The following is a 22,533-nucleotide window of genomic DNA, read 5'->3' as shown; positions in this document are numbered from 1 at the left end:
GCGAATGGCACGGAAAGAGGAAGAAGACGGGGAGCGGTTCATGCGCGCCCCCGGTCAGCGGTTCAGCGAGACCGGCACGCGCTCGACCTCGATGTCCAGGTTGAACAGGCTGCGGCCCTGGGACTGGCCGAGCGCCTTCCAGCGCGCCAGCAGTCCGGCCTTGAGCGCCGCGATGCGCTCGTCGCCGAGCGCGCGCGGCTCGTCCGCCGCCGGCTGGTAGGCCAGGCGCAGGATCGAGGGCCGCTCGGTCAGCGCGGCCACGGCCTGGTCCAGGCGCGCCTCGTGCGCCGGCAGCAGCGCGAGCTGCCCGTCGGCGAAGGCGGCCGCCTTCAGGTCCAGGCGCACGACACGGTGCACGGTGGCGCCGAAGTTCACCTTGATCGCCTTGCCGCGCGTCGCGCGTTCGGACGCCGGGTTCTCGGTCGTCACGCGGTAGCCCGAGGGCAGCGTGCGTTCATCGACCTTGAGCACCAGGTTGCTGCCCGTGCCCTCCTTGGGCACCGCCGCGCAGGCGATGTGATAACGACCCTCGGCATCGCTGCTCACCAGCAGGCCGTTGACGGTGGCGATGCGCACGTTGGGGATGCCGGGCTCGCCCTCGTCCTGCACGCCGTTGGCATTGCGGTCGTCGTAGACCTTGCCGATGACGTCGGTGCAGTCGAACAGCGCATCCGGCACGACCCGCACCGACGCGGTGGCCGTGTTGGACAGCGCGCGGCCGCCGGGGCCCTGCGTGGCGACCACGCTGTTGACGTACTGGCCCTCGCCCACGCCGATGCCCACCGCCAGCACCATCGAGACGCGCTTGGTCTCGCCGGTGAGGAAGGACTGGTCGGCCAGCGTCAGCTGCCGGCCCACGATCGTGGGCTTCACGGCCACGACCGGGCCATTGGGCAGCGTCTGCACCGTCAGCGAGCCGTCCAGGTACTTGAAGCCCGGGGGCAGCGTGTCCAGCAGCGCGACGTTGCCGATCGGGCCGCTGCTCGCATTGCGCGCGGTGATCACGTAAGGCACCGGCTCGCCCTTCTTCACCGTCAGCTTGGAGGTCGACTTGCGCAGCTCGATGGCCGTGCCGTCCCCCTCGCGGTCCAGCGGCAGGTGGTTGTTGACCACCTGGTGCGCCGCGCCGCCCGATTGCCAGTTCAGGAAATAAGGCGTCGCGGGGCCGGCCACCGGAGCGGCCGCGGCGCTGACGACGCAGGCATCGCTGCCGTTCAGGCGGACGCCGCGGCCGGCGGCGTCGCGGGCGCCCGCGGTGCTGGGCGCGCTGCAGTTGACGGCGTCGAGCGGGCCCGCGGCAGCCGGGTAGGTCGTCGACGGCAGGTAACCCGCCGGCGGTGCGACCGTGACGGTGTAGCTGCCCATCGGGGCGCCCGGCAGCAGGAAGAACTGGTACGAGCCGTCGGGACCGGTGGTGACCGACGCGTTGCCGCCGAGCAGGTGGAGGGCCGGATCGAAGCCCGCCGGACCATTCAGCGCGACCACCGCGCCGGGGACCGGCTCGGCGCTCAGGCTGTCGTACACCACGCCGCCCGGGTCGAGCGGCAGGTCCTGGCGGACCACGGCCGCGCCCGCGGCCACGCTCAGCGGAATCCAACCGCGTGGCGCCATGCCGGCAACGGTCGGGAACGCGCCGCCGGGGCCGTTCAGCGTCGGGTCGGTCGGCCAGACGCCGCCCACCAGGCGCCCTTGCGGATCGCGGAAGCGCAGCTGGTACGAGCCCGGCACGACGTTGTCGAAGCGATAGCTGCCATCGGCCGCGGTGACGCGGGTGTCGAGCACCTGCGCGCCGGTGTTGGCGCAGGTGGTGCCGCCATCGAGGCAGGCCACCAGTTCCACCGTCCAGCCCGCGACGGCGGGTTCGCCGTTGCCGGCCAGGCGGTCGTGGTCGGTGTCGCGCCAGACGCGGCCGCTCACCGCCGCCGGCGAAGTCGACTTCTCGAAGAAGTCGTAGCCGGTGCCGTTCGCCGCCACGGCGGGCAGCTTCACGTTGAGCCGGCCCGGGGCCGGCACGCTGCCGCCCAGCGAGCCCGGGGTCTCGCCGGCATGGGTGGAACCCGGCACCGGCGATTGCACGATCGTGTAGCCCGCGCCGTTGTCCAGCGGCAGGTCGACGAAGCGATAGCTGCCGTCGCGCGCCGTGACGGTGCTGCGCGTGACCGGCTGGCCCGAGGCATCGATGCCGGTCAGTGTCAGCGTCACGCCGGCCAGCGGCAGGTCGCCCGGCTCACGCTTGCCGTTCCCGTTGACGTCGTTGAACACCGTGCCCGCGATCGAGGCGCCCTGCTCGCCGAAGTCGTAGCCATCGCCCGAGCCGCCGGTGTAGACCAGGCCGCCGATGCGGTCGTTGCCCGCGAGCGCGCCCGCCGCCGTGCCGTTGAGGCGGCCCACGGTCTCGGCGCCATCGGCGTAGGTCGCCGGCTGCGTTTCGGTGATCACATAGCCCGTCGCGTCGGACGGCAGCACGCCGTCGAGGAGGTACTGCCCATCGGCCCCGGTGACCGCGGTGATGGTCACGGGCAGCCCACCGGCGCTGGTACCGCTGAGGGTCAGCGTCACGCCCGCGATCGGCAGCTCGCCCGCGTCGCGGCGGCCGTTGCCATTGCTGTCGACGTACACGTGGCCGGAGATCTGGCCGCCGCGCTCGCCGAAGTCGTAGTCCGTGCCGGCCTCTTCCGAGGCCAGCGCGATGTCGCCGAAGCGGTCGTTGACGCCACCCGGGTTGGCGGTGCCGCGCGCGGCGCCACCCACCAGGCCCAGATGCTCGGGGCCATCGCCGGTGCCCGCGGGTTGCGTCTCGTCGAGCTGATAACGCCCCGGCAGCAGGCCGGTGGCGGAGAAGCCGCCATCGGCCGCCGTCGTCAGCGTCCTGGTCACGCTGCGTCCGAGGAAGTCGGTGCCGCTCAGCGTCACCGTCACGCCGGGCATGGGCGGCTCGCCCGCGTCGCGCTGGCCGTTGGCGGGCGTGATGTCGGCATAGACGTGGCCCGACAGCGAGGCCGCGCGCACCGAGGCGAAGTTGTTGCCGCTCGAGCTCGAGCCCGGCGCGCCCAGGCGGATCTGCTGGATCAGCGGCGCGTTGGAACCCGACGGGCCCGCGTCGACGCCCGTGCCGCTGGTGGGCACGCTGCCCGGCGCCGAGCCGGCGCCCGTGACCGTGCCCGCGCGGGTCAGGCCCGGCAGGTAGCCGGCCGGACGCGTCTCGGTCACCGTGTAGGTGCCGGGCGCGACCTTGTCGAAGACGTAGTCGCCATGGGCATCGGTGACGGTGGTGACCGACACGGCGTTGCCGTTGGCATCGGTGCCGGTCAGCGTGATGGTCACGCCGGGGAGACCGGGTTCGCTCGACGTGGCGCCCTGGCTGCCATCGCCGTCGCGGTCGTAGAAGCTGCGGCCGCGCAGCTGGCTGCTGGTGAGCTCGCCGAACAGGTAGTCGCCCACGCTCGCCGGCGTGCCGGTCAGCGGGATGACCACGCCCTGGATCACGTTGCCGCCCGGCTGCGCCGTGCCGGCATGACCGTTCGGATTGGCCTGGCCCGGCGCATAGGTCGCGGGCTGCGTCTCGGTGACCGTGTAGCCCCCCGCCGCCGACGGCGGCACGTTGAGGAACTCGTAGCGTCCCGGCTGGCCGGCGATCGGCGTGGCGACGATGTCGACCGCCGCGCCGGTGCCGGACGTGCCCGTCAGGTGCAGCGTCACGCCGGTGATGCCGGCATCGCCCGCGGCGGGCAGGCCGTCGTTGTCGGTGTCCTCGAAGACGCGGACCGTCACGCGCGGCAGACGCTCGCCGAAGTGATAGCCAGTGGCGGCGGTGCCGCTGCCCAGCGTGATGCCGGAGATGCGGTCGTTGACGGCGGTGCTGCCGCCGGCCGTGCCCGCGGTCTCGCTGCCGTCGGCGAAGCCGTCAGGCTGCGTGGGCTCGGACACCGTGTAGGCGCCGGGCATCAGCGTGGCGAAGCTGTAGCTGCCATCGGCCGCGGTGGTGGTGCTCGCGTTCACGGCATTGCCGAACAGGTCGGTGCCGCTGAGCTGCAGCGTCACGCCGGCGATGCCGGGTTCGCTCGCGCCGAGGGCGCCGTTGTAGTCGCGGTCCTGATAGACACGGCCCGCCACCGAGGCGGCGCGCACTTCGCCGAACAGGTTGCCGGTGGAGCTGCCGCCCGGGCCGAGCACGACGTTCTGGATCACGTTGGCGTTGGAGCCGCTGGGGCCGCTGGTGACACCGGCACCGCTGGCCGGGACGCTGCCGGCACTGCTGCCCGCGCCACTGGCGCCGCCGGCCCGCGTGATGCCCGGCAGGTGGGACGCGGGCTGCGTCTCGGTGACGGTGTAGGTGCCCGCCGGAACGGAGAAGCTCCAGGCGCCCGTCGCGTCGGTCGTGACCGTGCGGCTGACCGGCGTGCCGGTGCCATCGGTGCCGCCGAGCGTCAGCGTGACACCGGCGATGCCGGGCTCGCCCGCGTCGGCCTGGCCGTTGCCGTTCAGGTCGTCATAGACGCGGCCCGACAGGCTCGCGGTCTGCACGGTGATCGTGCCAGTGGCGAAGTTGTTGCCCGCGTTGGGCACGGCGCCGCCGTCGGTATCGCCCGAGCCTGTCGTCACGATGGTGGCGGTGTTGCTCAGCACCGTGCCGTTGGCCGGCGTGCCGATCACCTGCACCGGGATGCGCAGCGTCGCCGCACCGCCGGAGGGCATGCTCGCGATCGCGCAGCTCGTGCTGGTGCCGCCGGCGCTGCCGGTGCAGGTCGGCGCCGCGGGGGTGAAGCTGCCGGCGGTCACGGTGAGCACCGGCGTGCCGGCGAGCTGCAGCCCGGCGGGCAGCGTGTCGGCGACCTGCGTGATCTCGGCCGCCTGCGGGCCGTTGTTGCGCACGTGGACCAGCCAGTCGAAGGCCTGGCCCTGCGCGACGGTGGCCAGCGGCGTGGTGGTGCCGCTGATGACGGCCACCTTGTCCACGGCCTGCACGTCGGCCTTGTAGCGGAAGGTGGTCGGCTCCGACGCGCTGTTGTTGGCCTGCGGATCGAAGGCGTCCTGCGCCGCGTTGGCGAAGCGCACCGAGGCCGCGTTGGTGTAGGTGCCCTTCTCGGCGCCCTGCAGCCGCACGCGCACCTGGACCGAACTGCCCTCCCCGGTCGCGCCGCCGCCGGTGCCGCCCAGGCTGGCGATGGTGCAGCTGATGCTGCCGCCGGCCACGCCGACGGTGACGCCGGCGGTGTTGCAGCTCACGCCCGCGGGCAGCGGCGTCACCAGGCCCACGAAGGTCGGTGCACCCGCCGTCGACGGCAGGGTGTCGGTGAGGACGACGTTCTCGGCCGTCGAGGCGCCGTTGTTGGTGACCGTGAGCGTGTAGGTGACGTTGTCGCCGACGTTGACCGGGTCCACGTCGTCGGCCTTGTTGACGATCAGGTCGTAGGCCGGCGAGATGACGGCGGTGGCCTGCGTCGCGGTGTTGTTGGCGGCGCCGCCGGCGATCTCGGGCGTGGTGGTGGCGATCGTCACCGTGTTGGAGATGCTGCCGCTGCCGCCCAGCGCCGTGGCCAGCGCGGCGCTGGCGCGCACCCGCACGACGACGGTCTGCTGCGCGCCGCGGGCGATCGAGCTCCAGCCGCAGATCAGCGTGTCATTGCCCGGACCGGTGGTGCTGCCGGCGACCGGCGCGGTGGTGCAACTGCCACCGCCGTTGGCGGTCGCCGACAGGAACACCAGGCCCGCCGGCAGCGTGTCGTCGATGCTCACGTTGAAGGCACGGCTCGCGCTGGTCGCGGCCGGATTGCTGGCCGTGATCGTGTAGGTGAGCAGCTGGCCGGCGGACACCGGGTCCGGGTTGTCGGTCTTGGTCACCGCCACATCGGTGCGGGCGATGAAGTAGGCCGTGGCCGGCGTGTTGTTGTTGGCGTTGTTGTTGAGGAGGTCGGGGTCGGCCTCGTTCTGGGCCAGCGCGAAGGCGGTGTTGTTGACGGTGAACTGGTGGTCCGAGGACGTGCCGTCGCCGAAGTGGCGCACCGTCACCTGGAACCTCGGGCAGTCGACGCCGGCGGTGCAGACCGGCAGGCTGGTGATCGTGCAGTTGCTCAGCGACACCGCCGATCCGGACGGCGCGAGGCTGCAGCTGCCCAGCGTGGCACTGCCGGCCACCGTGTTCAGCGAGTACTGGCCCGCGTTGGCGTTGAAGACGTTGTTGAGGGTGTCGGTGACGGCGACGTTGGTCGCGGCCTGCGGGCCGGCGTTGACCACCTCGATCTCCCAGACGATCGGCGAGCCCGCCTCCTGGCGGTTGCCCGCGCCGTCGCCCAGGCCCAGCACGCGCTTGAGCACCGACACGTCGGCCTGCGCGGCGTTGGCCTGCGGGTTCACGCCCACGCCGGTGCAGTCGTTGGCGGGCACGTTGTCGGCCGGCGCGTTGGCGGCGTTCACGCACACCTGGTTGGTCAGCGTGCCGCCCGCGGCCGTGGCCTGCGCATTGATGGTGACGCTCGCGGTGGTCGCGTTGACCCCCAGCGCCACGTTGGTGCTGGTGCAGGTGATGGTCACCGGACCGGCCTGCGGGAAGGCGCCGCCGCCCGAGGACACGCAGCTGAAGCCCGACGGCGCCGAGATGCTGTTGACCCGCAGGTTGGCCGGCACCGTGTCGGTGAGCGTGAGCGTGCCGCTGGCGGGGATCGCGCTGGGGCCGAGGTTGGTCGCCGAGATCGTGTAGTTGAATGCCTGGTTCACCGGCACCGCGGCCTGAGGCCAGCTCTTGGTCTTGTTGGCGCGCAGGTCGGCGGAGGGATCGATCACCGTCGTGTTCACCGCGCCGTTGACCGGGCTGACGCCCGTGGCGCTGGCCGTGGCGGTGTTGACGATGCCCACGCCGCTGGTCAGCGCCTGGACCGGCGCGCTGATGGTGCCCAGCGAAACGTTGCTGCCGGCACTGCCGCTGCCGCTGCGCGTGCAGCTCAGCGTGCCGCCCGCGGACGGGCAGGTGCTGGACGCGGTGCAGGTCCAGCCGCCGCTGCTGAAGCTGGCCGGCGCGACGGCGCAGAAGTTGGCGGGCAGGTTGTCGGTCAGTTGCGCGCCCGAGGGGAAGTCCCCGCTGTAGCGCACGTTGAACTGGAAGTTGAAGGCCTGGCCGGTCTGGACCGGGTCGGCGACGGACTTGCTCTTCGTCACCGACAGGCTGCTGCCGGCGGTGACCGCGGTCGTGGCGCTGGCGACGTTGTTGGTGGTGTCGCCGTCCGCGACCCCGCCGCTGCTGGCGATATCCGCCGAGTGCGTCAGCGTGGACCCGCCGCCCGCGCCGATCACGCCGGTCACCGTGACGCCGGCGCTGCCACCGCTGGCGATGGCGCCGAGGTTGCAGCTCAGCGTGGCGCCCGACAGCGAGCAGCCGCCCGGCGTGCCGCTCAGCGCGAAGCCCGGCGGCACGCTGTAGCTCAGCACCGACGCGGGCGAGGCGTCCGGCCCCGCGTTCGTCACGGTCAGCTGCACGACCTGCGTGCTGCCGGCCGCCGCCGTCGCCGGCGCGTTGATCGACAGCGCCAGGTCGGCGCCCGCGTTCACCGTGGTGGTCTCGGTCTGCGAGCTGCCACCGACGACGCTGGCCGTGACCGTCATCGTGCCGACCGCGATCGAGCGCACCCGCATCGGCAGGTGCACCACGTCCTGCGTGGGCACGGTGACGCCGGTGCAGCTCACCGTGCCGGGTCCGGCCTGTCCGACCGCCATGCCGCCGCAGCTCACGCCCGCCGGCAGCGCGCCGGTGCCGGCGTAGCGGCCGGTGGCGGGCACGTCGAAGTTGACCGTCACGCCGGAGCGCGCCACGCCCAGGGCGTCGCCGATGCCGACGTTGTAGGTGACGACGCCGCCCGCCGCGACCGGGTCCGGCGTGTCCGGCATGCCCGTCACCACCAGTTGCGCCTGCGCGGCGCCGGCCAGGCCCAGGGCCAGGCCGACGGCGGTGGCGGTCCGACAAAGAAGGGCCCGGCTGCGGGCAAGGGAATCCAACACGCGGTCAAACGTCATCGTGGTTCTCCGGGCAGCGGCAAGCCGCCCGTGCTGAGACAGGGAAATCGAAGAAAGGGGTGCACGGCGCTGCACGGGGGGGGACGAGGCCGCCAGGGGCCATCGATCCCGGCTTGTCGCGGACGGCAACAAGCGCATGGCGCGACGCGCGGGGCGTACGGTCGCGGCTCGGCCGCGACAAGTCTTCACTCGTTCATCACGGGCGCGATGCAAGCCACGCCGGGCTGGTATTTCTGCCGCTTCATGATGTGTCGGCGCGACAGGCGCTTCATCGCGGCGCCCCGGCCGGCGCCGACGGCGCGTCGAACAGGACCCGCCCGACCGCGGCGCCAATGACGCCGCCAGCGATGGGCGCGAGCCAGAACAGCCAGAGCTGTCCCAGCGCCCAGTCGCCGGCGAACAGCGCCACGCCGGCACTGCGCGCGGGGTTCACCGAGGTGTTGGTGACCGGGATGCTGATCAGGTGGATGAGCGTGAGCGCCAGTCCGATCGCCAGCGGCGCGAAGCCGGGCGCCGCCTGGCGCGAGGTCGCGCCCAGGATCACCAGCAGGAAGCAGGCGGTGAGCACGACTTCCGTCAGCGCGGCCGCCGCCAGCGAGTAGCCGCCCGGCGAGTGCGCGCCGTAACCGTTGGCGGCGAAGCCGCCGGCGGCCAGGTCGACGCCCGGCTTGCCGCTGGCGATCACGGCGAGCACCGCGGCCGCGGCCACCGCCCCCAGCACCTGCACGACGATGTAGGGCAGCACGCCGCGCGCCTGGAAGCGCCCCGCCACGCACAGCCCGACCGTCACCGCCGGATTGAAGTGGCCGCCCGACAGCGGCCCCACCGCATGCGCCATCGTCAGCACCGACAGGCCGAAGGCCAGCGAGACACCGAGCAGTCCGATGCCCGATTCCGGAAAGGCGGCCGACAGCACGGCGCTGCCGCAGCCGCCCAGGACCAGCCAGAACGTGCCGACGAATTCGGCGATGAGCGCTTTCAAGATCCTTCTCCCAGTTCGTGCCGCAGGAACAGCGGCGGGCGGACTGTAGGAAGGGCCTGCGGGAGGGACCAGCGTCGCTGACGATTGTTGACGTTTGGTCCGTCAGCCGGCGGCGCGGGGCAGCTCGATGAAGAACAGGTTGCCGTCGTCGGCCGGGCGCCAGCCGGCGTCGCCGCCATGCCGCCGGGCCACCGAGCGGACGATGGCCAGCCCGAGGCCGGCACCGGCGGTGGCGCGCGCGGCGCCCCCCGCGGCGCGGGCGAAGCGGTCGAACAGTGGCGCGGCTTCGGCCGGCGCCAGCGGCTCGCCCTGGCTGGCCACGTCGATGCGCCAGCCCGTCGCGGTCCGGGACAGCTCGCAGCGCACGACGCCGCCGGCGCGGCCGTACTTCAGCGCGTTGTCGACCAGGTTGCCCACGGCGCGCACCAGCAGCGCCACGTCGCCGTCGCAGACGGCCTCCTCGTCCGGCGCGCGCGTCTCGATCGCGACGCCGCGCTGGCGCGCCTCGGACCAGGCGCCGTCCACCGCTTCGACGATCACGTCGCGCAGGTCCAGCGGTGCCGTCCGCAGCGCCTCGGGCGCCTCCGCCCGGGCCAGTTCGACGAAACCCTCGGCCAGCGCCAGCGCGCGCCGGGTCTGGACCTCGATCGCCGCCAGGGTCGCTCCGTTGGCGTCGGCGTCGGCCAGCTCGATCAGGGCCAGCGTCGCGGACAAGGGCGCGCGCAGGTCGTGGGAGAGGAAATCCATCGCCTCCCGGCGCTGGCCCTCGAGCTGGCGCAGCCGGCTCGCCGCCGCGGTCAGCGCGGCCATGCGGCGGTCCAGCGGATCGCCCCCGGACGCGGAGACGGCCAGGCCGTCGCGTGGCGGCAGCCGCTCCCGCACGCGGTGGAACTCGCGCTCGAGGTAGGCGAGCGCGGTCTCGAGGCGCTGCCAGCTCCAGAGCGGGATCACGAGCGCCAGGCCCGCCAGCGCCGCCGACGGCGCCCACACCACGCCGGCCAGATGGTGCAGCGCCCAGGCGAGCATCACGATCGCCGGCATCAGGGCAAGCGCCACGCCGAGCCCGACGCGCGGCCGCGTCCGGCGCAGCACCGCGAGCGCGAGCAGCAGCGGCGTCACCGCCAGCAAGGCGCCCTGCCACCACGTCGGCGGGCGCAGAGTCCTTCCCTCGCGCAGCGCGACCAGGGCCTGCGCGGTGATCTCCACGCCCGGCATGAGCGCCTCGGTGCGCGACACCGGGGTGGGATAGGCATCGGTCAAGCCCGGCGCGGTGGCCCCGACCAGCACGGTCGCCTCCTTGAAGGTGGCGGCGTCCACCCGGCCGCGCAGCACGTCGACGTAGGACACGCGCCGGACGCTGCCGGGCGGTCCGGCGAACGGGATGAGGAAACGCGCCGACCGGTTCCAGCGACCGGCCTCCGCCCGTCCTGCCCGTCCGGCCGTTCCCGCCGTTCCCGCCGCTCCCGTCCCATCCGCCGGGTCGGGCGCCGGCTCGGGAAGGTCGATGCCGGGGCGCGCCTGCCGCAGCAGCGCCACGGCGAAATGGTCCCAGCTCACGCTGCCGAAGCCCTCCCTCAGGAACAGGGCCCGCACCAGGCCGTCGGCATCCCGGTCGACATGCAGCTGGCCCAGACCGGCCGCCGCGCCGGCCAGCGCCGGCACCGGCAGGGACACCATGCCGCCCGGCGTCTGGCCCAGCATCTGGCCCGGCGTGAAGTGCAGCGGCAGCACCACGTGTCCATGACGACGCAGGGCCGCGGCGAGCGCCGCGTCGTGCGCCGGGTCGGGCTCGGAGAGGATCAGGTCCAGGCCGACCGCGCGGCTGCCCGCGGCCGTCAGCCGGTCCAGCAGGCGGGCATGGACGTCGCGCGGCCAGGGCCATCGCCCGAGCGCCGCCAGGCTGGCGTCGTCCACGGCCACGATGACCACGTCGTCCGGGAGGGCGCGCGGCGACCAGTGGAGGAAGGCGTCCGTGATGAGCGCGTCCAGCCGCCCCACCCCCGAGGTCCCCAGCGCGCCGGCGCCAGCCACGGCGCCGATGAAGCAGGCCCACCCCAGCGCGTGCAGCCGGCGTCGGAAGCGGGCGTCGGCGAGCCAGGCGCTGCGCATCAGCGTCCGATGCGCACCGCGCCGGCGGTGGCGCCGACGGCTGCCCCGTCCTCGGTGCACAGGCCGCCTTCGCCGCTGATCAGCCGCGCCGCGCCGAAGGCGGAGCGGCGTCCGAGCGCATCGATGACCTGCAGGCGCACCGCCAGCGAGCGGCAGCCGGTGGGCAGGGTCAGGCGCGCCTCGGGCGCGTCGACCTCGACGTCGGACAGGATCCGCTCGAAGCCGGTGTCCTGCGCCACCTGCACGCGGTAGCGGGCCCCCGCCGCGCCGGCCCAGTGCAGGCGGTCGCCCTGCAGCGACAGCTCGGCGCCCGCGGGCGCCACCGGCAGCGGACGGATCTCCAGCCGGCTCGGGTCGCCGAACGGGCCGCGCTCCAGCGTGCCGTCCGGCTCGGGCGCCAGCGAGGCGACGCGCCAGTGGAGCACGCCGATCGGCGCCGAGGCCCACTCGAAGGCGCAGGCGGCGCCGGAGACCTGCCGCTCCAGCAGCGGGCGCTCGAAGCGCGCATCGGTCGAGACCTGGAAGAGGTAGCCCTGCGCGCCCGGCACCTCGGTGCATCGCAGCGTCACGGGCGCGGGCGGCAGGACCTGCCCCTGGGCCGGTTCGCGCGCGATCGGCGCATGCGGCAGGGTCTTGATGCGCAGCCGCGCCGTGCTTTCGCGACCGAACAGGCCGTCCGCGTCCAGCAGCCGGCCGCGGATCCGGTAGCGGCCGTCGGGCAGCACCGGCACCGACAGCGGCGGCCGGCCCTGCAGGGTGGCGACGACCCGCGTGAACGCGTCGTCATCGGCGATCTCCACGCGCACCTGCTGGTCGGCGCTCAGTTCACCGATGGGCAGCTCGCCGGGCAGGCTCTCCAGCCGCAGCTCGTCCGCCCACGGCGGCGCGGGCGGCAGGGTCCGCAGCTCGGGCGAACGCCCCGCGCGCACCACGGCGCCCTCGCCGATCGAGACCGAGGTCTCCGCCGCAGCGCCGCGCGCGGCCTCCACCGCCACCCGGCCTTCGATCACGTCAGCGGCCGTCAAGCCGCCCTGCGCCGGCATCGTCACGCCGAAACGGGTCCCGCGCACGCCGGCGGTCGCCAGCGGCGTGCGGACGCGAAAGCGCGACCCGGGCGTCTGCGGCGACACCCGCAGGTCAATCCGGCCGCGATCGAGCTCGATCAAGGTGTTGCGCGTCTCGCGCGGCAACTCGCGCAGGCGGACCAGGCGCGCGACGGAGCCCGACTGCAGCTGCAGCAGCGAGCCATCGGCCAGCGTCACGCTGATGAAGCCCTGCGCCGGCACGGTCAGCGTCGCGGCCTCCGCGATGCGGTCGCCGATGCGCAAGGCGACGCCATCCGCCAGCACGCCGCCGCGGACGTAGGCCACCGTGGCCGGGCTCGCCTGGCCCTTCATCAGCGCGAGCGGCAACAGCAGGCGTTGTCCGGGCTGCAGCCGCGAGGGACGCGCGATGCGGTTGAGCCGCGCCAGCTCCGGCCAGCGCGAAGGCTCTTCCAGCTGCTCCTGGGCGATGCGATAGAGCGATTCGCCGCGCTGCACCACATGGGCGACGGTGTCCGCGCCCTGCGCCCCGGCGGTCGACAGGACGCCGGCGGTCAACAAGGCCGCGAACAGCACGCTCGACCGGGCGCGCCTCATGCGCCGGACTCGCGGACCGGCAGGTCCCGCGTCGCGCGGGCATCGGCATCGGGGGACGGCGCGACCGGCGGCGTGGCGAGCGCCTCGGCGTGCTCCAGCGCTTCCAGCCGGTAGCCATGGCCGTACACGGCGCCCAGTCGATAGCCCTGCTCGGGCCGGAGGCCCAGCTTCAGCCGGATCGACGAGATGTGCGTGTCCAGGGTCCGCGTCGGCACCTCGTCGTCCCGTCCCCAGACGGCGTTCATCAGGTAGCTGCGGGACAGCACCCGCCCGATCTGCCGGAACAGGCAGGCGGCCAGGTCGAATTCGCGCGGCTTGAGCTCGACCGGCACGCCGTCCTTGAACCAGTCGCGCGTGGCCGCGCGCCATTCAAAGGCACCATGGCGCTGCACGCCGCCCTGCTCGGGATAGGCGCGACGCAGCAGGGCCAGCAGGCGCGCCTTGAGTTCGGCGCCGCGCACCGGCTTGACGACGTAGTCGTCGGCGCCCTTGGTCAGTCCCTGAACGATGTCCCGCTCCGCATCGCGATGCGTGACCATCACGATGGGCATGCCGGCGCCCTCGGCGCGCACCGTCTGCACGACCTCCACGCCGGACAGGCCGGGCAGTTCCCAGTCCACCAGCAGCAGGTCGAAGGTCTGGCGCCGCATCGCCTGCAGGAGGCTCGCGCCGTCGGCGAAACGGTGGGGCACATGCCCCATCGATGCCACGGTCCTCGACAACAGCTCTAGCAGATGAATGTCGTCGTCCACCACCGCGATTTGCATGAGCCCTCCCCAAGGCTGGTCAAACGGCGGCGGATTGTGCACAGAATCACGAATTTCTCTTCACGGCCGGGCGATCTGCGACCGTCGGCCACAGGAATACGCCTGGCGAGGGACCGGATGTCTCTCGCACGGCGGGCGGCGCTTCGGGCAGCGCGACAGGCGGCGCGACCTAACGCAGCTTCGTCGACGTCCGCTCCATCCGCGCCTTCAGGCTCTCGAGCTTGGCCGCGTACAGGCGGCGCTGCGGCTGGGTGACGCTGTACTCCTCGGCCTTGGCGAGCTCCTCGCGCACCACGTCCCACTTGCCCAGGCCGACGTTGGCCAGCGCCATCCAGAAATGGAACTCGTGGTAGTAGGCGGAGCGCGCGATCTCCTTGGCGAAGAGGTCGCGGGCCTGGGCGTACTCGCCGGCCTTCATCGCGGCGACGCCGAGGTCGAAGAACTTGAACGGCGGATAGGGCTGGATCTGCGCGAGCCGGGTCTCGAGCTGCTCCGCCTCGGCGAGCTGGCCTTGCAGGCGCAGCGCCTGCGCCAGGTTGGCCATCGCCTGCACGTTGGCCGGCTCGCGGGCCAGCACCGCGCGGAAGGCGCGCTCGGCCAGCGCCGTGTCGCCATGGCGGCGGTAGATCACGCCCAGCGTGTTCAGCGCCGCCAGCAGCCGCGGCTCGTGCAGCCAGGCGGCCCGCGCGTACCAGTAGGCGCGGTCGAGCTGGGCCTGCGCCATCAGCTCCGCGGCGCGGTTGTTGAAGTACATCGCGACGATGGTGCGCTCCTCCAGCGGCATGGCGCGCTGGCGCGCGATCTGCGCGCCGGGCAGGAAGTCCACCACCAGCGAGGGCTCGTCGTTGCCGATCACGCGGAAGTCCGACTTGCGCCGGCCCAGCGCGATGTTGACGTGGCCCGAGACGACCTGCAGGTCGCCGACGCGGCTCCACTGCTCCTCGTCGTAGATCTGCCGGAACATGATGGGCATGCCGGCCTCGCGGGCGAAGACCGCCGTCATCATCGCCAGCGACAGGCAGTTGCCGGCCTTGGCGTCGAAGGCCTCGGCGGCGGTGCGCGTCGTCTCGGCGTCGTACTCCAGTTGCAGCTCGCCGCGGGTGTAGAGCGCATCCAGCAACATGTGGCGCATGTCGCGGGTCTCCGTCATCAGCGTGCCGCTGCCGGCGTTGGGCAACCGGGCGCGCAGGAACTCGCGCATCTTGGGCGACATCGCCATCACCTGCGCCGGATCGATCACGTCGCGCGACGGCGGGAACAGCTCGTCATGGATCAGCGGCGCGGTGTCGACCCGGGCCGCCGTCGATTCGTCGCCCACCGACGCGCAGCCGGTCAGGACCAAGCCCAGGGCCAGGGCCGCCATCAGCGCCAGGCCGGCGCGACGCGGCGCGCCCAGCAGCGTCGCCCGCCACCCCGGCGCGCGCGTCGGATGCACCGGATGCGCTGGATGCGCCGCTCCCCGGGAGATCCCGGATGCTGCGGGGTGGACCTCGTGGATCGCGTGGCTCGTTCCCATGACCGTCTCCGACGCGGCCTCTGACAGGGCCGCTGGCGACCATGCTAGTCCTGCCGCGCCGCGCGCGCACCTCCGTGCGACGAAGACGGGGATATGCGGCGTGAACGAGGCCCTCAGCGGCGCTCGACCACGAAGACCGTCACGCTGCGCGCCGGCACGCGGAAGGCGCCGCGCGCATCGGCCGAGGCCTCCCGGCGGATCCGCGCGTCGGCGGCGCCGGCGGCGCGCTGCACCGGATGCAGCCGCCACGGGAACCCCGCCTCGGCAGCGATCGTCAGCGCCGCCGGCGCCGCGGTGGCATTGACCACGTACAGCACCCGGTCGAAGACCGCGTCCGCGCGCCCCGCGCCGTCCAGTCGCCCGACGATCACGCCCGGCTGCTGCGCCGGCCCGGTGTTGTGGAAGACCAGCCGCCGCGCGATCTCGCTCGGCTCGTTCAGCCGGAACAGCGGGGTGCTGGCGCGCAGGCGCAACTGGTCGAGGAACACGCGGCGCGTCCAGTCGATCACCGCCGGCCCCGGCTTGATCGCGGGATCGGCCAGCAGCGGACGCAGCAGCGCGAAGTCCGCGCCGTTGTCCCGCGTGGGCGGCAGGCCGGCGCCGAAGCCGTTGTCCCGGCCGGTCCAGTCGAGCCGGTTGAACCAGTCCCCCGAGTCGTAGCTGTTGCGGTCCATCGACTTGGACCGCAGCAACTCCCCGCCGGCATGGAAATACGCGATCCCCTGGCTCAGCGCGTTGATGCCCAGGGCGACGGCCTGGGTGCGGGCGCGGTCCTCGGCGCTGGTGGCGCGCGGCAGCTTCAGCACCAGGGCGTCGAACAGCGTCTGGTTGTCGTGGTTCTCGACGTAGTTGACGACCTCGGCCGGCACCGACGCATAACCGGCCGGCTGGTCGCCGTAGGGCAGGCGCTCGCCGGTGACGAGCCGGCCGTCGGCGGTCGCTAGCGGGAAGCCGCGCAGCGTGCCCGCCATCGCCAGCTTCAGCAGATCGCCCTGGCGCAGGAGTTCCTCGCGGCGTGCGGTGTCGTCAGCGGGCGCGGGCACGAGGAACCCGGGTCGGCGCATCGAGGTCGCCGCGTCGTCGCCCGCCGCGCCGCCGCGCACCGCGTCGCGGCCGCGGTCGCTGAAGGTGCCGATGCCCGTGCCGTTCAGCGACAACTGCGAGGCCTGCACGAAGCGCGCGCCGTTGGCGACCTCGCCGAAGTTCCAGCCCTCGCCGATCAGCTGCACCTCCCGGCCGAGCTCGCGCTTGAGCCGCGCCTGCAGGCGCTCCATCACGGCGCGCGGCTGATGGCCCATCAGGTCGAAGCGGAAGGACGCGATCCTGTACTCCCGCGCCCACAGCAGCACCGAGTCGATGAGCAGCTTGCCCATCATCCGGTGCTCGGTGGCGGTGTTGTCGCAGCAGGTCGAGCGCTCGACACGCCCCCGCGCGTCCAGCCGCTGGTAGTAGCCGGGGACGATGCGGTCCAGCACCGAATGCGGCTGCTGCCCCGCGGCCGTCGTGTGGTTGTAGACGACGTCCATGCCCACGCGCAGGCCGGCCGCATGCAGGCCCATCACCATCGCGCGCAGCTCGCGCACGCGGACCGCGCCGTCGTTCGCGTCGCTGGCGAAGCTGCCTTCCGGCGCGCTGTAGTGGTAGGGGTCGTAGCCCCAGTTGAAGCAGTCGGCATCGGCGACCGCCATGACGGCGGCCTGCTGCGCATCGCTGTCGGGCGCGGCCGCCGGCACGCGCGGGACCGCGCAGCCGCGCTCGGGCACGGTGGCCAGGTCGAAGACCGGCAGCAGGTGCACGTCGGTCAGGCCGGCGCGGCTCAGCGCGCGCAGATGGCGCATGCCGGCCGAGTCGCTCCGCGTGAACGCGAGGTACTTGCCGCGCTGCGCCGCGGGGACGGTCGGGTCGTCGCGCGAGAAGTCGCGCACATGCAGCTCGTAGACGACCATGTCGGTCGCCGCTTTCACCCGGTCGGGGATGCGGCTGGCCGCCCAGCCGCGCGGCTGCAGCCGGGGCTCGGACAGATCGGCGACATAGGCGCGCGCCGAGTCGGCCGAGAGGCTGACCGCATAGGGATCGGTCACCAGGTTGCGGACCCGGCCGACGCCGGGCACGAAGACCTCGACGAGGTAGCGGTAGTACGCGCCGCTGCGCACGCCGGTCCGGGCAGCGGACCAGATGCCGGTGAGCTCGTCGCGCGCCATCGGCAGGCGAGCGCGGGCGGCGCTGTCGGGGCCGTCGTGGAGGCAGAGCTCGACGCGATCGGCGGTCGGCGCCCACAGCTTGAAGCTGGCGCCGGCCGGCGTCAGCGAGACACCGAGCGCGCGCTCGTCCTCCGCGGCGGCATGGAGCACGTCGAGCGCCCGGGCCGTCTGCGCCGGGCTCCAGCGCAGCACGCGGCCCTGGTCGTCCTCCACGGTGATCAGCGTCTGGCCGCGATGCAGCGCGCGCCGGTCGACGGAGGGATCGATGGTGAAGTCCAGGCCCGCGCCCAGGTAGGCGCTCTGCGCGGCGATCTCGGCGTCTGGCGCGTCCTTCGCCGGTTCGAGGGCGCCGCTGAGATCGCTGCCAGTGAGGTGCCCGTCGACCACATCGAGCGCGCCTGCGGCCGAATGATGGAAGCGCACGACCTGCCCCGCGCCCAGCGTCAGCGCCGGCCAACGCATCCGGCGGTCATCGAGCCAGACCGGCTGCGGGGCGTCCGTCGTCACCTTGAGCGCGGGCGCTTGCGCGCGCAGCGTGGTCACCGGTCCGGCATCGCAGGCAGCGAGCGCCGGGCCCGACGCCGCGTCGGGCGATCCCATCGGAGACGCCCAAGCGGGCAGCGTCGCCAGGCCGCTCAGGATCACGGCCGCCATACGCGACCGGAGACCGGAGCGGAAACCGGACCGAGGACGGGAACAGGGACGGCACCACGGAAGGCACGGGGTCGGACGAACGCCCATCGGATCTCCATCGAACTGTTGTTTTTTGATCCGAGGCCATCCCGAGGGCTGGCAGCGGGTTCGGTTTTGGATGGTAGCAAAACTACATATCAGGAGGATCAGGACTTCCCATCACTACTCAATCCTTCTATGCTGCGCTGCGGCGGTATTCCAAGAACTCACAATCGCCTCACCGAGATTTGTACTTTTGCTACAAACCCAAGATCAGGAGACCGCGAGATGACGCCTCGCCCCCTCGCCTTCGCCGCCGCCCTGGCGACGCTGGCCTTGCTCACGGCGACAGGCGCCGGCGCCGCGCCCGCCGCGCCGGTGGACCTGTCGCCGGTGCCGGAGCGGCTGGGCCGCAGCGCGCTGCCGGAGGGCTGGCAGCACGGGCCGTTCATCGAGATCTTCGTGCGTGGCTTCCAGGACAGCGACGGCGATGGCATCGGTGACCTGCGCGGCGTGACGCAGCGCTTGGACTACCTGAAGGACCTGGGGGTCAAGGGCCTGTGGCTGATGCCGATCACCGCCAGCGCCGACCACGACCACGGCTACGCCACCACGGACTACCGCGCGATCGAGCCGCAGTACGGCACGCTGGCCGACTTCGACGAACTGATCCGCGAGGCCCACCGGCGCGGCATCGGCGTGGTCATGGACTACGTGATCAACCACGGCGCGCGGGAGCATCCGCTGTTCCACGCCGCGGCCGCCGATCCGGCCAGTCCGTGGCGCGACTGGTTCGTGTGGAGCCCCCAGCCGCTGGCCGAGCTGGCGGACTGGGACATCTGGGGCCACACGCCGTGGTACCTGCCCGGCGAGCAGGTGCCCGAGCTGCCCGAAGGCGCCAGCGCGCCCCCCAAGCCGACCTCGACGCCCCTGGCGCCGGCCGGTTCGCCGCGCTACTACGCGACCTTCGGTCCCGACATGCCCGACTTCAACATGCGCAACCCGGCGGTGGTGAAGTACCACGCGGACAGCCTGCGCTTCTGGCTCAACCGCGGCCTGGACGGCTACCGCCTCGACGCGGTGCCGCACCTGATCGAGAACAGCGCCAGGGACTGGAACGACCAGCCGGAGAGCCGCGCGCTCACCGGCGACTTCGCGCGGCTGATCAAGCGCTATCCGCATCGTTTCGTCGTCTGCGAGGCGACGGCCGAGCCCAAGGTCTACACCCGGCCCGAGATCTGCGGGAGCGCCTTCGCCTTCGGGCTGGAGCGCGCGGTGATCGACGCGGCCAAGGGCGGCGATGGCGCCGACGAGGCGGTCGCCCGGGTCGCGCGTTTCTTCACCGAGTCGCCGCTGTCGATGGCGACGATGCTGAGCAACCACGACATCTTCGCGGGCCGTCGCCCCTGGGACCAGTTCCAGGGCGACGAGGCGCGCTACAAGCTCGCCGCCGCCACCTACCTGCTGCTGCCCGGCACGCCCTTCCTCTACTACGGCGAGGAGATCGGCCAGGCCGGTGTCGCGGGCCTGCCGGGCGACGCGCCGCTGCGTGCGCCGATGAGCTGGACCGGCGACGTGCGCGGCTTCAGCTCCGGCACGCCCTTCCGGCCGGCGGCGCCCAACATCGCCACGCACAACGCGCAGGCGCAGGCGGCCGATCCGGGCTCGCTGCTGAACTTCTACAAGGCGATGCTGGCGCTGCGCAATACGCAGCCGGCGCTGGCGCGCGGCAGCTACGAAGCGCCGCTGGCGCAGGGCCGCGTGCTGAGCTTCCAGCGCGCGTACCGGGGCGAGCGCGTGCTCGTGGTCATCAACTACGGCCAGGAGGCGGCCCAGGTCGCGCTCGCCGGCCTGAGCGCGAAACGCCCGCTGCGCCGGCTCCATCCGACCGCCTCCACGCCGGCGCGGCCGCCGATGCCGGCGCCCCGCGTCGACGCCACCGGCCGCCTGACGCTGACCGCGGCACCGCTGTCGGTGCAGGTCTTCCGCCTGCGCTGAAGGACGGGCACGATGATCGTTCCGACCCGTCCCGCCGCACCTCTCGCCACGTCCCTTGCCTCCTTCCTCGCCCCCCTCCTCCCCCTCGCCTTGAGCCTGCTTGCCATGACGCACACTCCCGCCGCCGCCGCGACGGCCGCTCCCGTCTCCACGCCCGCCACCGTCACGCTCGATCACGTCGAGCCGCCGGACTGGTGGGTCGGCATGAAGTCCCCCGAGCTGCAGGTGATGCTGCACGGCGCCGGCATCGGCGCGCTGCAGGTCGCGCTCGCGCCGGCGCCCGGCGTGACGCTGGTCGGCACGCGGCGGGGCGACAGCCCCAACTACCTGTTCGTCGACCTGCGCATCGCGCCCACCGCGCAGCCGGGCACGCTGACGCTGCAGCTCCAGCAGGAGGGCCGGACGGTCCTGGAGCACCGCTACCCGCTGCGCGCCCGCGCGCCAGGTTCGGCGCAGCGCGAGAGCTTCGGGCCGAAGGACGCGATCTACCTGGTGGTGCCGGACCGCTTCGCCAACGGCGACCCGCGCAACGACGAAGTGCCCGGCATGGCCGAAGGCCTGCGGCGCGACGATCCGGGCGGCCGCCACGGCGGGGACCTCGCCGGGCTGACCGCGCACCTCGACTACATCGCGGGCATGGGCTTCACGATGCTGTGGCCGACGCCGCTGTCCGAGAACAACAGCCCGAAGTGGAGCTACCACGGTTATGCGGCGACCGACTTCTACAAGGTGGATCCGCGTTTCGGCACCAATGCCGACTTCATGCGCCTGGCGACGGAGGCGAAGCGCCACGGCCTGGGGCTGATCCAGGACATCGTGCTGAACCACATCGGCGTGCACCACTGGTGGATGGCCGACCTGCCGACGGCGGACTGGGTCAACGTCTGGCCCCGCTACACCGAGACGCATCACGCGCGCATGTCGCTGCAGGATCCCTACGCGGCGCCGAGCGACCGCAAGCGCTTCAGCGACGGCTGGTTCACGCCGGACATGCCCGACCTCAACCAGCGCCAGCCGCTGGTGGCGACCTACCTCACGCAGATGAGCCTGTGGTGGATCGAGAGCGCGGGGCTGGCGGGCGTGCGCACCGACACCTACAGCTATTCGGACAAGGACTTCCTGGCCGCCTGGTCGCGCCGCCTGAAGGACGAGTATCCGAAGCTCAACATCGTCGGCGAGGAATGGAGCCCGCATCCCGCGGTGGTGTCGTACTGGCAGGCGGGCAAGCGCAACCACGATGGCTACGTGTCGTCGCTGCCGAGCCTGATGGACTTCCCGATGCAGGAGGCCATCCTGGCCGGCCTGAACCAGGCCGACTCGCACGATGGCGGCTTCACGCGGCTGTACGAGGGCCTGGCGCACGACTTCGTCTATCCGGACCCGGCCAACCTGGTGCTCTTCGAGGGCAACCACGACACGCCGCGCCTGTACAGCATGCTGCACGAGGACCTGGACCTGACGAAGATGGCCTGGGCCTTCCTGAGCGTGGTGCGCCGCATTCCGCAGTTCTATTACGGCACCGAGATCCTGATGACCAGCCCGCGCCACCGCGACGACGGCGCGGCCCGGGCGGATTTCCCCGGCGGCTGGGCCGGCGACGCGGTCAACGCCTTCACCGGCGCGGGCCTGAGCGAGCGCCAGGCCGGCGCGCAGGCCTGGCTGAAGCGGCTGCTGAACTGGCGCAAGTCGGAGCGGCTGGTCCACGAGGGCGCGCTGATGCAGTACGCGCCGCTGAACGAGGCCTATGTGCTGTTCCGCTACGACGCGGCGAAGGGCCTGGGCGGCAAGCGGCTGATGCTGGTGCTGAACAAGGCGCGCGAGGCGCGGGAGCTGGACCTGACGCGCTTCACCGAGATGCTGCGCGGCGGCGAGACCGCCACCGACGTCATGACCGGGCAGAAGGCAACGCTGGGCGCGTCGCTCAGCCTGCCGGCGCGGTCGGTGACGTTGCTGTCGATCGAGTGACCGCGGTCGGGCGCGGCACGCCGCGCCCGATCATCGCCAGCGCGCGGGTTCAGTCCCGCTCGCTGCACACTGCGCCGAGCACCAGTCCACCGGCAAGCGCCAGGTAGACGATGCCCAGCCGGCGCGGCGTGAGCCGGGCCTCGAAGCCCGGCGTCAGGCGCCGGGGCACGAGCAGGTAGTCGGTGACCACCGCGGCGCCGGTCAGGATGACCGCGTCGGTCGCCGCATTGAGCGGCGTCGGCCGCCGATGCCAGCCGCGCATCAGCGCGTAGATCCCGCCCCAGAACAGGGCCGAGGCGACGTGCGTCGCGACGCCGACGCCGGTATGGCGCAGGTTGCAGGCGTCGGACTCGAGCGCCTCGTCGCCCCAGAGCCAATGGCTGGGCGCGTTGAGGCCTGCCACCGCGCGATGGCCGCCGGCGCGGCTGCCCCAGGCCACGGCCGCGGCGGAGAGCAAGCCGGAAGCGAGTCCGGCGATCAGCGATTCGCGGATGAGATCGGTGGTGCGAAGGCTGCGAGGCGAGAAATGGTGCATGAGGCTCTCCGGCAAGCGGCAGGGACGGGTGTGGCCCTGGGCGGGCAAGGGGGGCTCCCGCGCCGAGCGGCCCTGGCGGCATGCCGGGTGGTCAGAATTGCATCCGGCGCGCGCCCGAACGGGCGCTGCGGGACGTCTTCGAAC

At 72.9% G+C, this 22,533-nt stretch carries 10 protein-coding genes; 2 read left to right on the top strand and 8 right to left on the bottom strand.

The annotated features are described in order from the left end of the window. Positions 1-54 precede the first annotated feature (54 nt). From BM393_RS05945 to BM393_RS05915, 7 genes are all read right to left on the bottom strand, one after another. Positions 55-8,004 (bottom strand): SdrD B-like domain-containing protein, encoded by a 7,950-nt coding sequence (locus BM393_RS05945; protein ID WP_141225241.1) that lies wholly within the window; start codon positions 8,002-8,004, stop codon positions 55-57. Positions 8,005-8,272: 268 nt separating this feature from the next. Continuing rightward, the gene (aqpZ, locus tag BM393_RS05940; RefSeq protein ID WP_091723445.1) at positions 8,273-8,986 is read right to left on the bottom strand and encodes an aquaporin Z; all 714 of its coding nucleotides are present in this window, start codon (positions 8,984-8,986) and stop codon (positions 8,273-8,275) included. Between the two features lie 102 nt (positions 8,987-9,088). Next, positions 9,089-11,095, bottom strand: coding sequence for a CHASE2 domain-containing protein (locus BM393_RS05935; protein ID WP_175538202.1), 2,007 nt, complete (start codon positions 11,093-11,095; stop codon positions 9,089-9,091). Continuing rightward, a complete protein-coding gene (locus tag BM393_RS05930; protein ID WP_091723439.1) occupies positions 11,095-12,735 on the bottom strand; it encodes a FecR domain-containing protein in 1,641 nt (546 codons plus the stop codon). The genes BM393_RS05935 and BM393_RS05930 overlap by 1 nt, the downstream gene beginning before the upstream one ends. Beyond that, positions 12,732-13,502: a response regulator transcription factor gene (locus BM393_RS05925; protein WP_091723437.1), complete on the bottom strand. Its 771-nt coding sequence runs from the start codon at positions 13,500-13,502 to the stop codon at positions 12,732-12,734. The genes BM393_RS05930 and BM393_RS05925 overlap by 4 nt, the downstream gene beginning before the upstream one ends. Before the next feature lie 169 nt (positions 13,503-13,671). Next, positions 13,672-15,018: a tetratricopeptide repeat protein gene (locus BM393_RS05920; RefSeq protein WP_254783225.1), complete on the bottom strand. Its 1,347-nt coding sequence runs from the start codon at positions 15,016-15,018 to the stop codon at positions 13,672-13,674. Between the two features lie 113 nt (positions 15,019-15,131). Then, on the bottom strand, positions 15,132-17,819 hold the full coding sequence (locus tag BM393_RS05915; RefSeq protein ID WP_254783224.1) for an alpha-1,6-glucosidase domain-containing protein: 2,688 nt from the start codon (positions 17,817-17,819) through the stop codon (positions 15,132-15,134). 360 nt (positions 17,820-18,179) lie between these two features. Here BM393_RS05915 and BM393_RS05910 point away from each other — a divergent pair, with 360 nt between their 5' ends. Then, complete coding sequence (locus tag BM393_RS05910) at positions 18,180-19,889, top strand: alpha-amylase family glycosyl hydrolase (protein WP_175538200.1); 1,710 nt, start codon at positions 18,180-18,182, stop codon at positions 19,887-19,889. A gap of 105 nt (positions 19,890-19,994) precedes the next feature. Next, positions 19,995-21,854 (top strand): glycoside hydrolase family 13 protein, encoded by a 1,860-nt coding sequence (locus BM393_RS05905; protein ID WP_091723428.1) that lies wholly within the window; start codon positions 19,995-19,997, stop codon positions 21,852-21,854. A 49-nt stretch (positions 21,855-21,903) separates the two neighbouring features. On the opposite strand, the gene BM393_RS05900 is transcribed toward BM393_RS05905, so the two are convergent. Further along, the gene (locus BM393_RS05900; RefSeq protein WP_091723425.1) at positions 21,904-22,389 is read right to left on the bottom strand and encodes a hypothetical protein; all 486 of its coding nucleotides are present in this window, start codon (positions 22,387-22,389) and stop codon (positions 21,904-21,906) included. Positions 22,390-22,533: the final 144 nt, after the last annotated feature.

Source organism: Mitsuaria sp. PDC51 (assembly GCF_900113225.1).
In the GTDB taxonomy this organism is placed as follows: Bacteria; Pseudomonadota; Gammaproteobacteria; order Burkholderiales; family Burkholderiaceae_C; genus Roseateles.
The sequence above is the reverse complement of the archived record's forward strand: the minus strand, read 5'-3'. Positions and strand labels throughout refer to the sequence as shown.

Excerpts from the sequence above, each read along its gene's own strand:
- BM393_RS05910 (WP_175538200.1), top strand. The coding sequence starts at position 18,180 with ATGACGCCTCGCCCCCTCGCCTTCGCCGCCGCCCTGGCGACGCTGGCC.
- BM393_RS05925 (WP_091723437.1), bottom strand. The coding sequence starts at position 13,502 with ATGCAAATCGCGGTGGTGGACGACGACATTCATCTGCTAGAGCTGTTG.
- BM393_RS05935 (WP_175538202.1), bottom strand. The coding sequence starts at position 11,095 with ATGCGCAGCGCCTGGCTCGCCGACGCCCGCTTCCGACGCCGGCTGCAC.
- BM393_RS05945 (WP_141225241.1), bottom strand. The coding sequence starts at position 8,004 with ATGACGTTTGACCGCGTGTTGGATTCCCTTGCCCGCAGCCGGGCCCTT.
- BM393_RS05930 (WP_091723439.1), bottom strand. The coding sequence starts at position 12,735 with ATGAGGCGCGCCCGGTCGAGCGTGCTGTTCGCGGCCTTGTTGACCGCC.
- BM393_RS05915 (WP_254783224.1), bottom strand. The coding sequence starts at position 17,819 with ATGGGATCGCCCGACGCGGCGTCGGGCCCGGCGCTCGCTGCCTGCGAT.
- BM393_RS05900 (WP_091723425.1), bottom strand. The coding sequence starts at position 22,389 with ATGCACCATTTCTCGCCTCGCAGCCTTCGCACCACCGATCTCATCCGC.
- BM393_RS05920 (WP_254783225.1), bottom strand. The coding sequence starts at position 15,018 with ATGGGAACGAGCCACGCGATCCACGAGGTCCACCCCGCAGCATCCGGG.
- BM393_RS05905 (WP_091723428.1), top strand. The coding sequence starts at position 19,995 with ATGACGCACACTCCCGCCGCCGCCGCGACGGCCGCTCCCGTCTCCACG.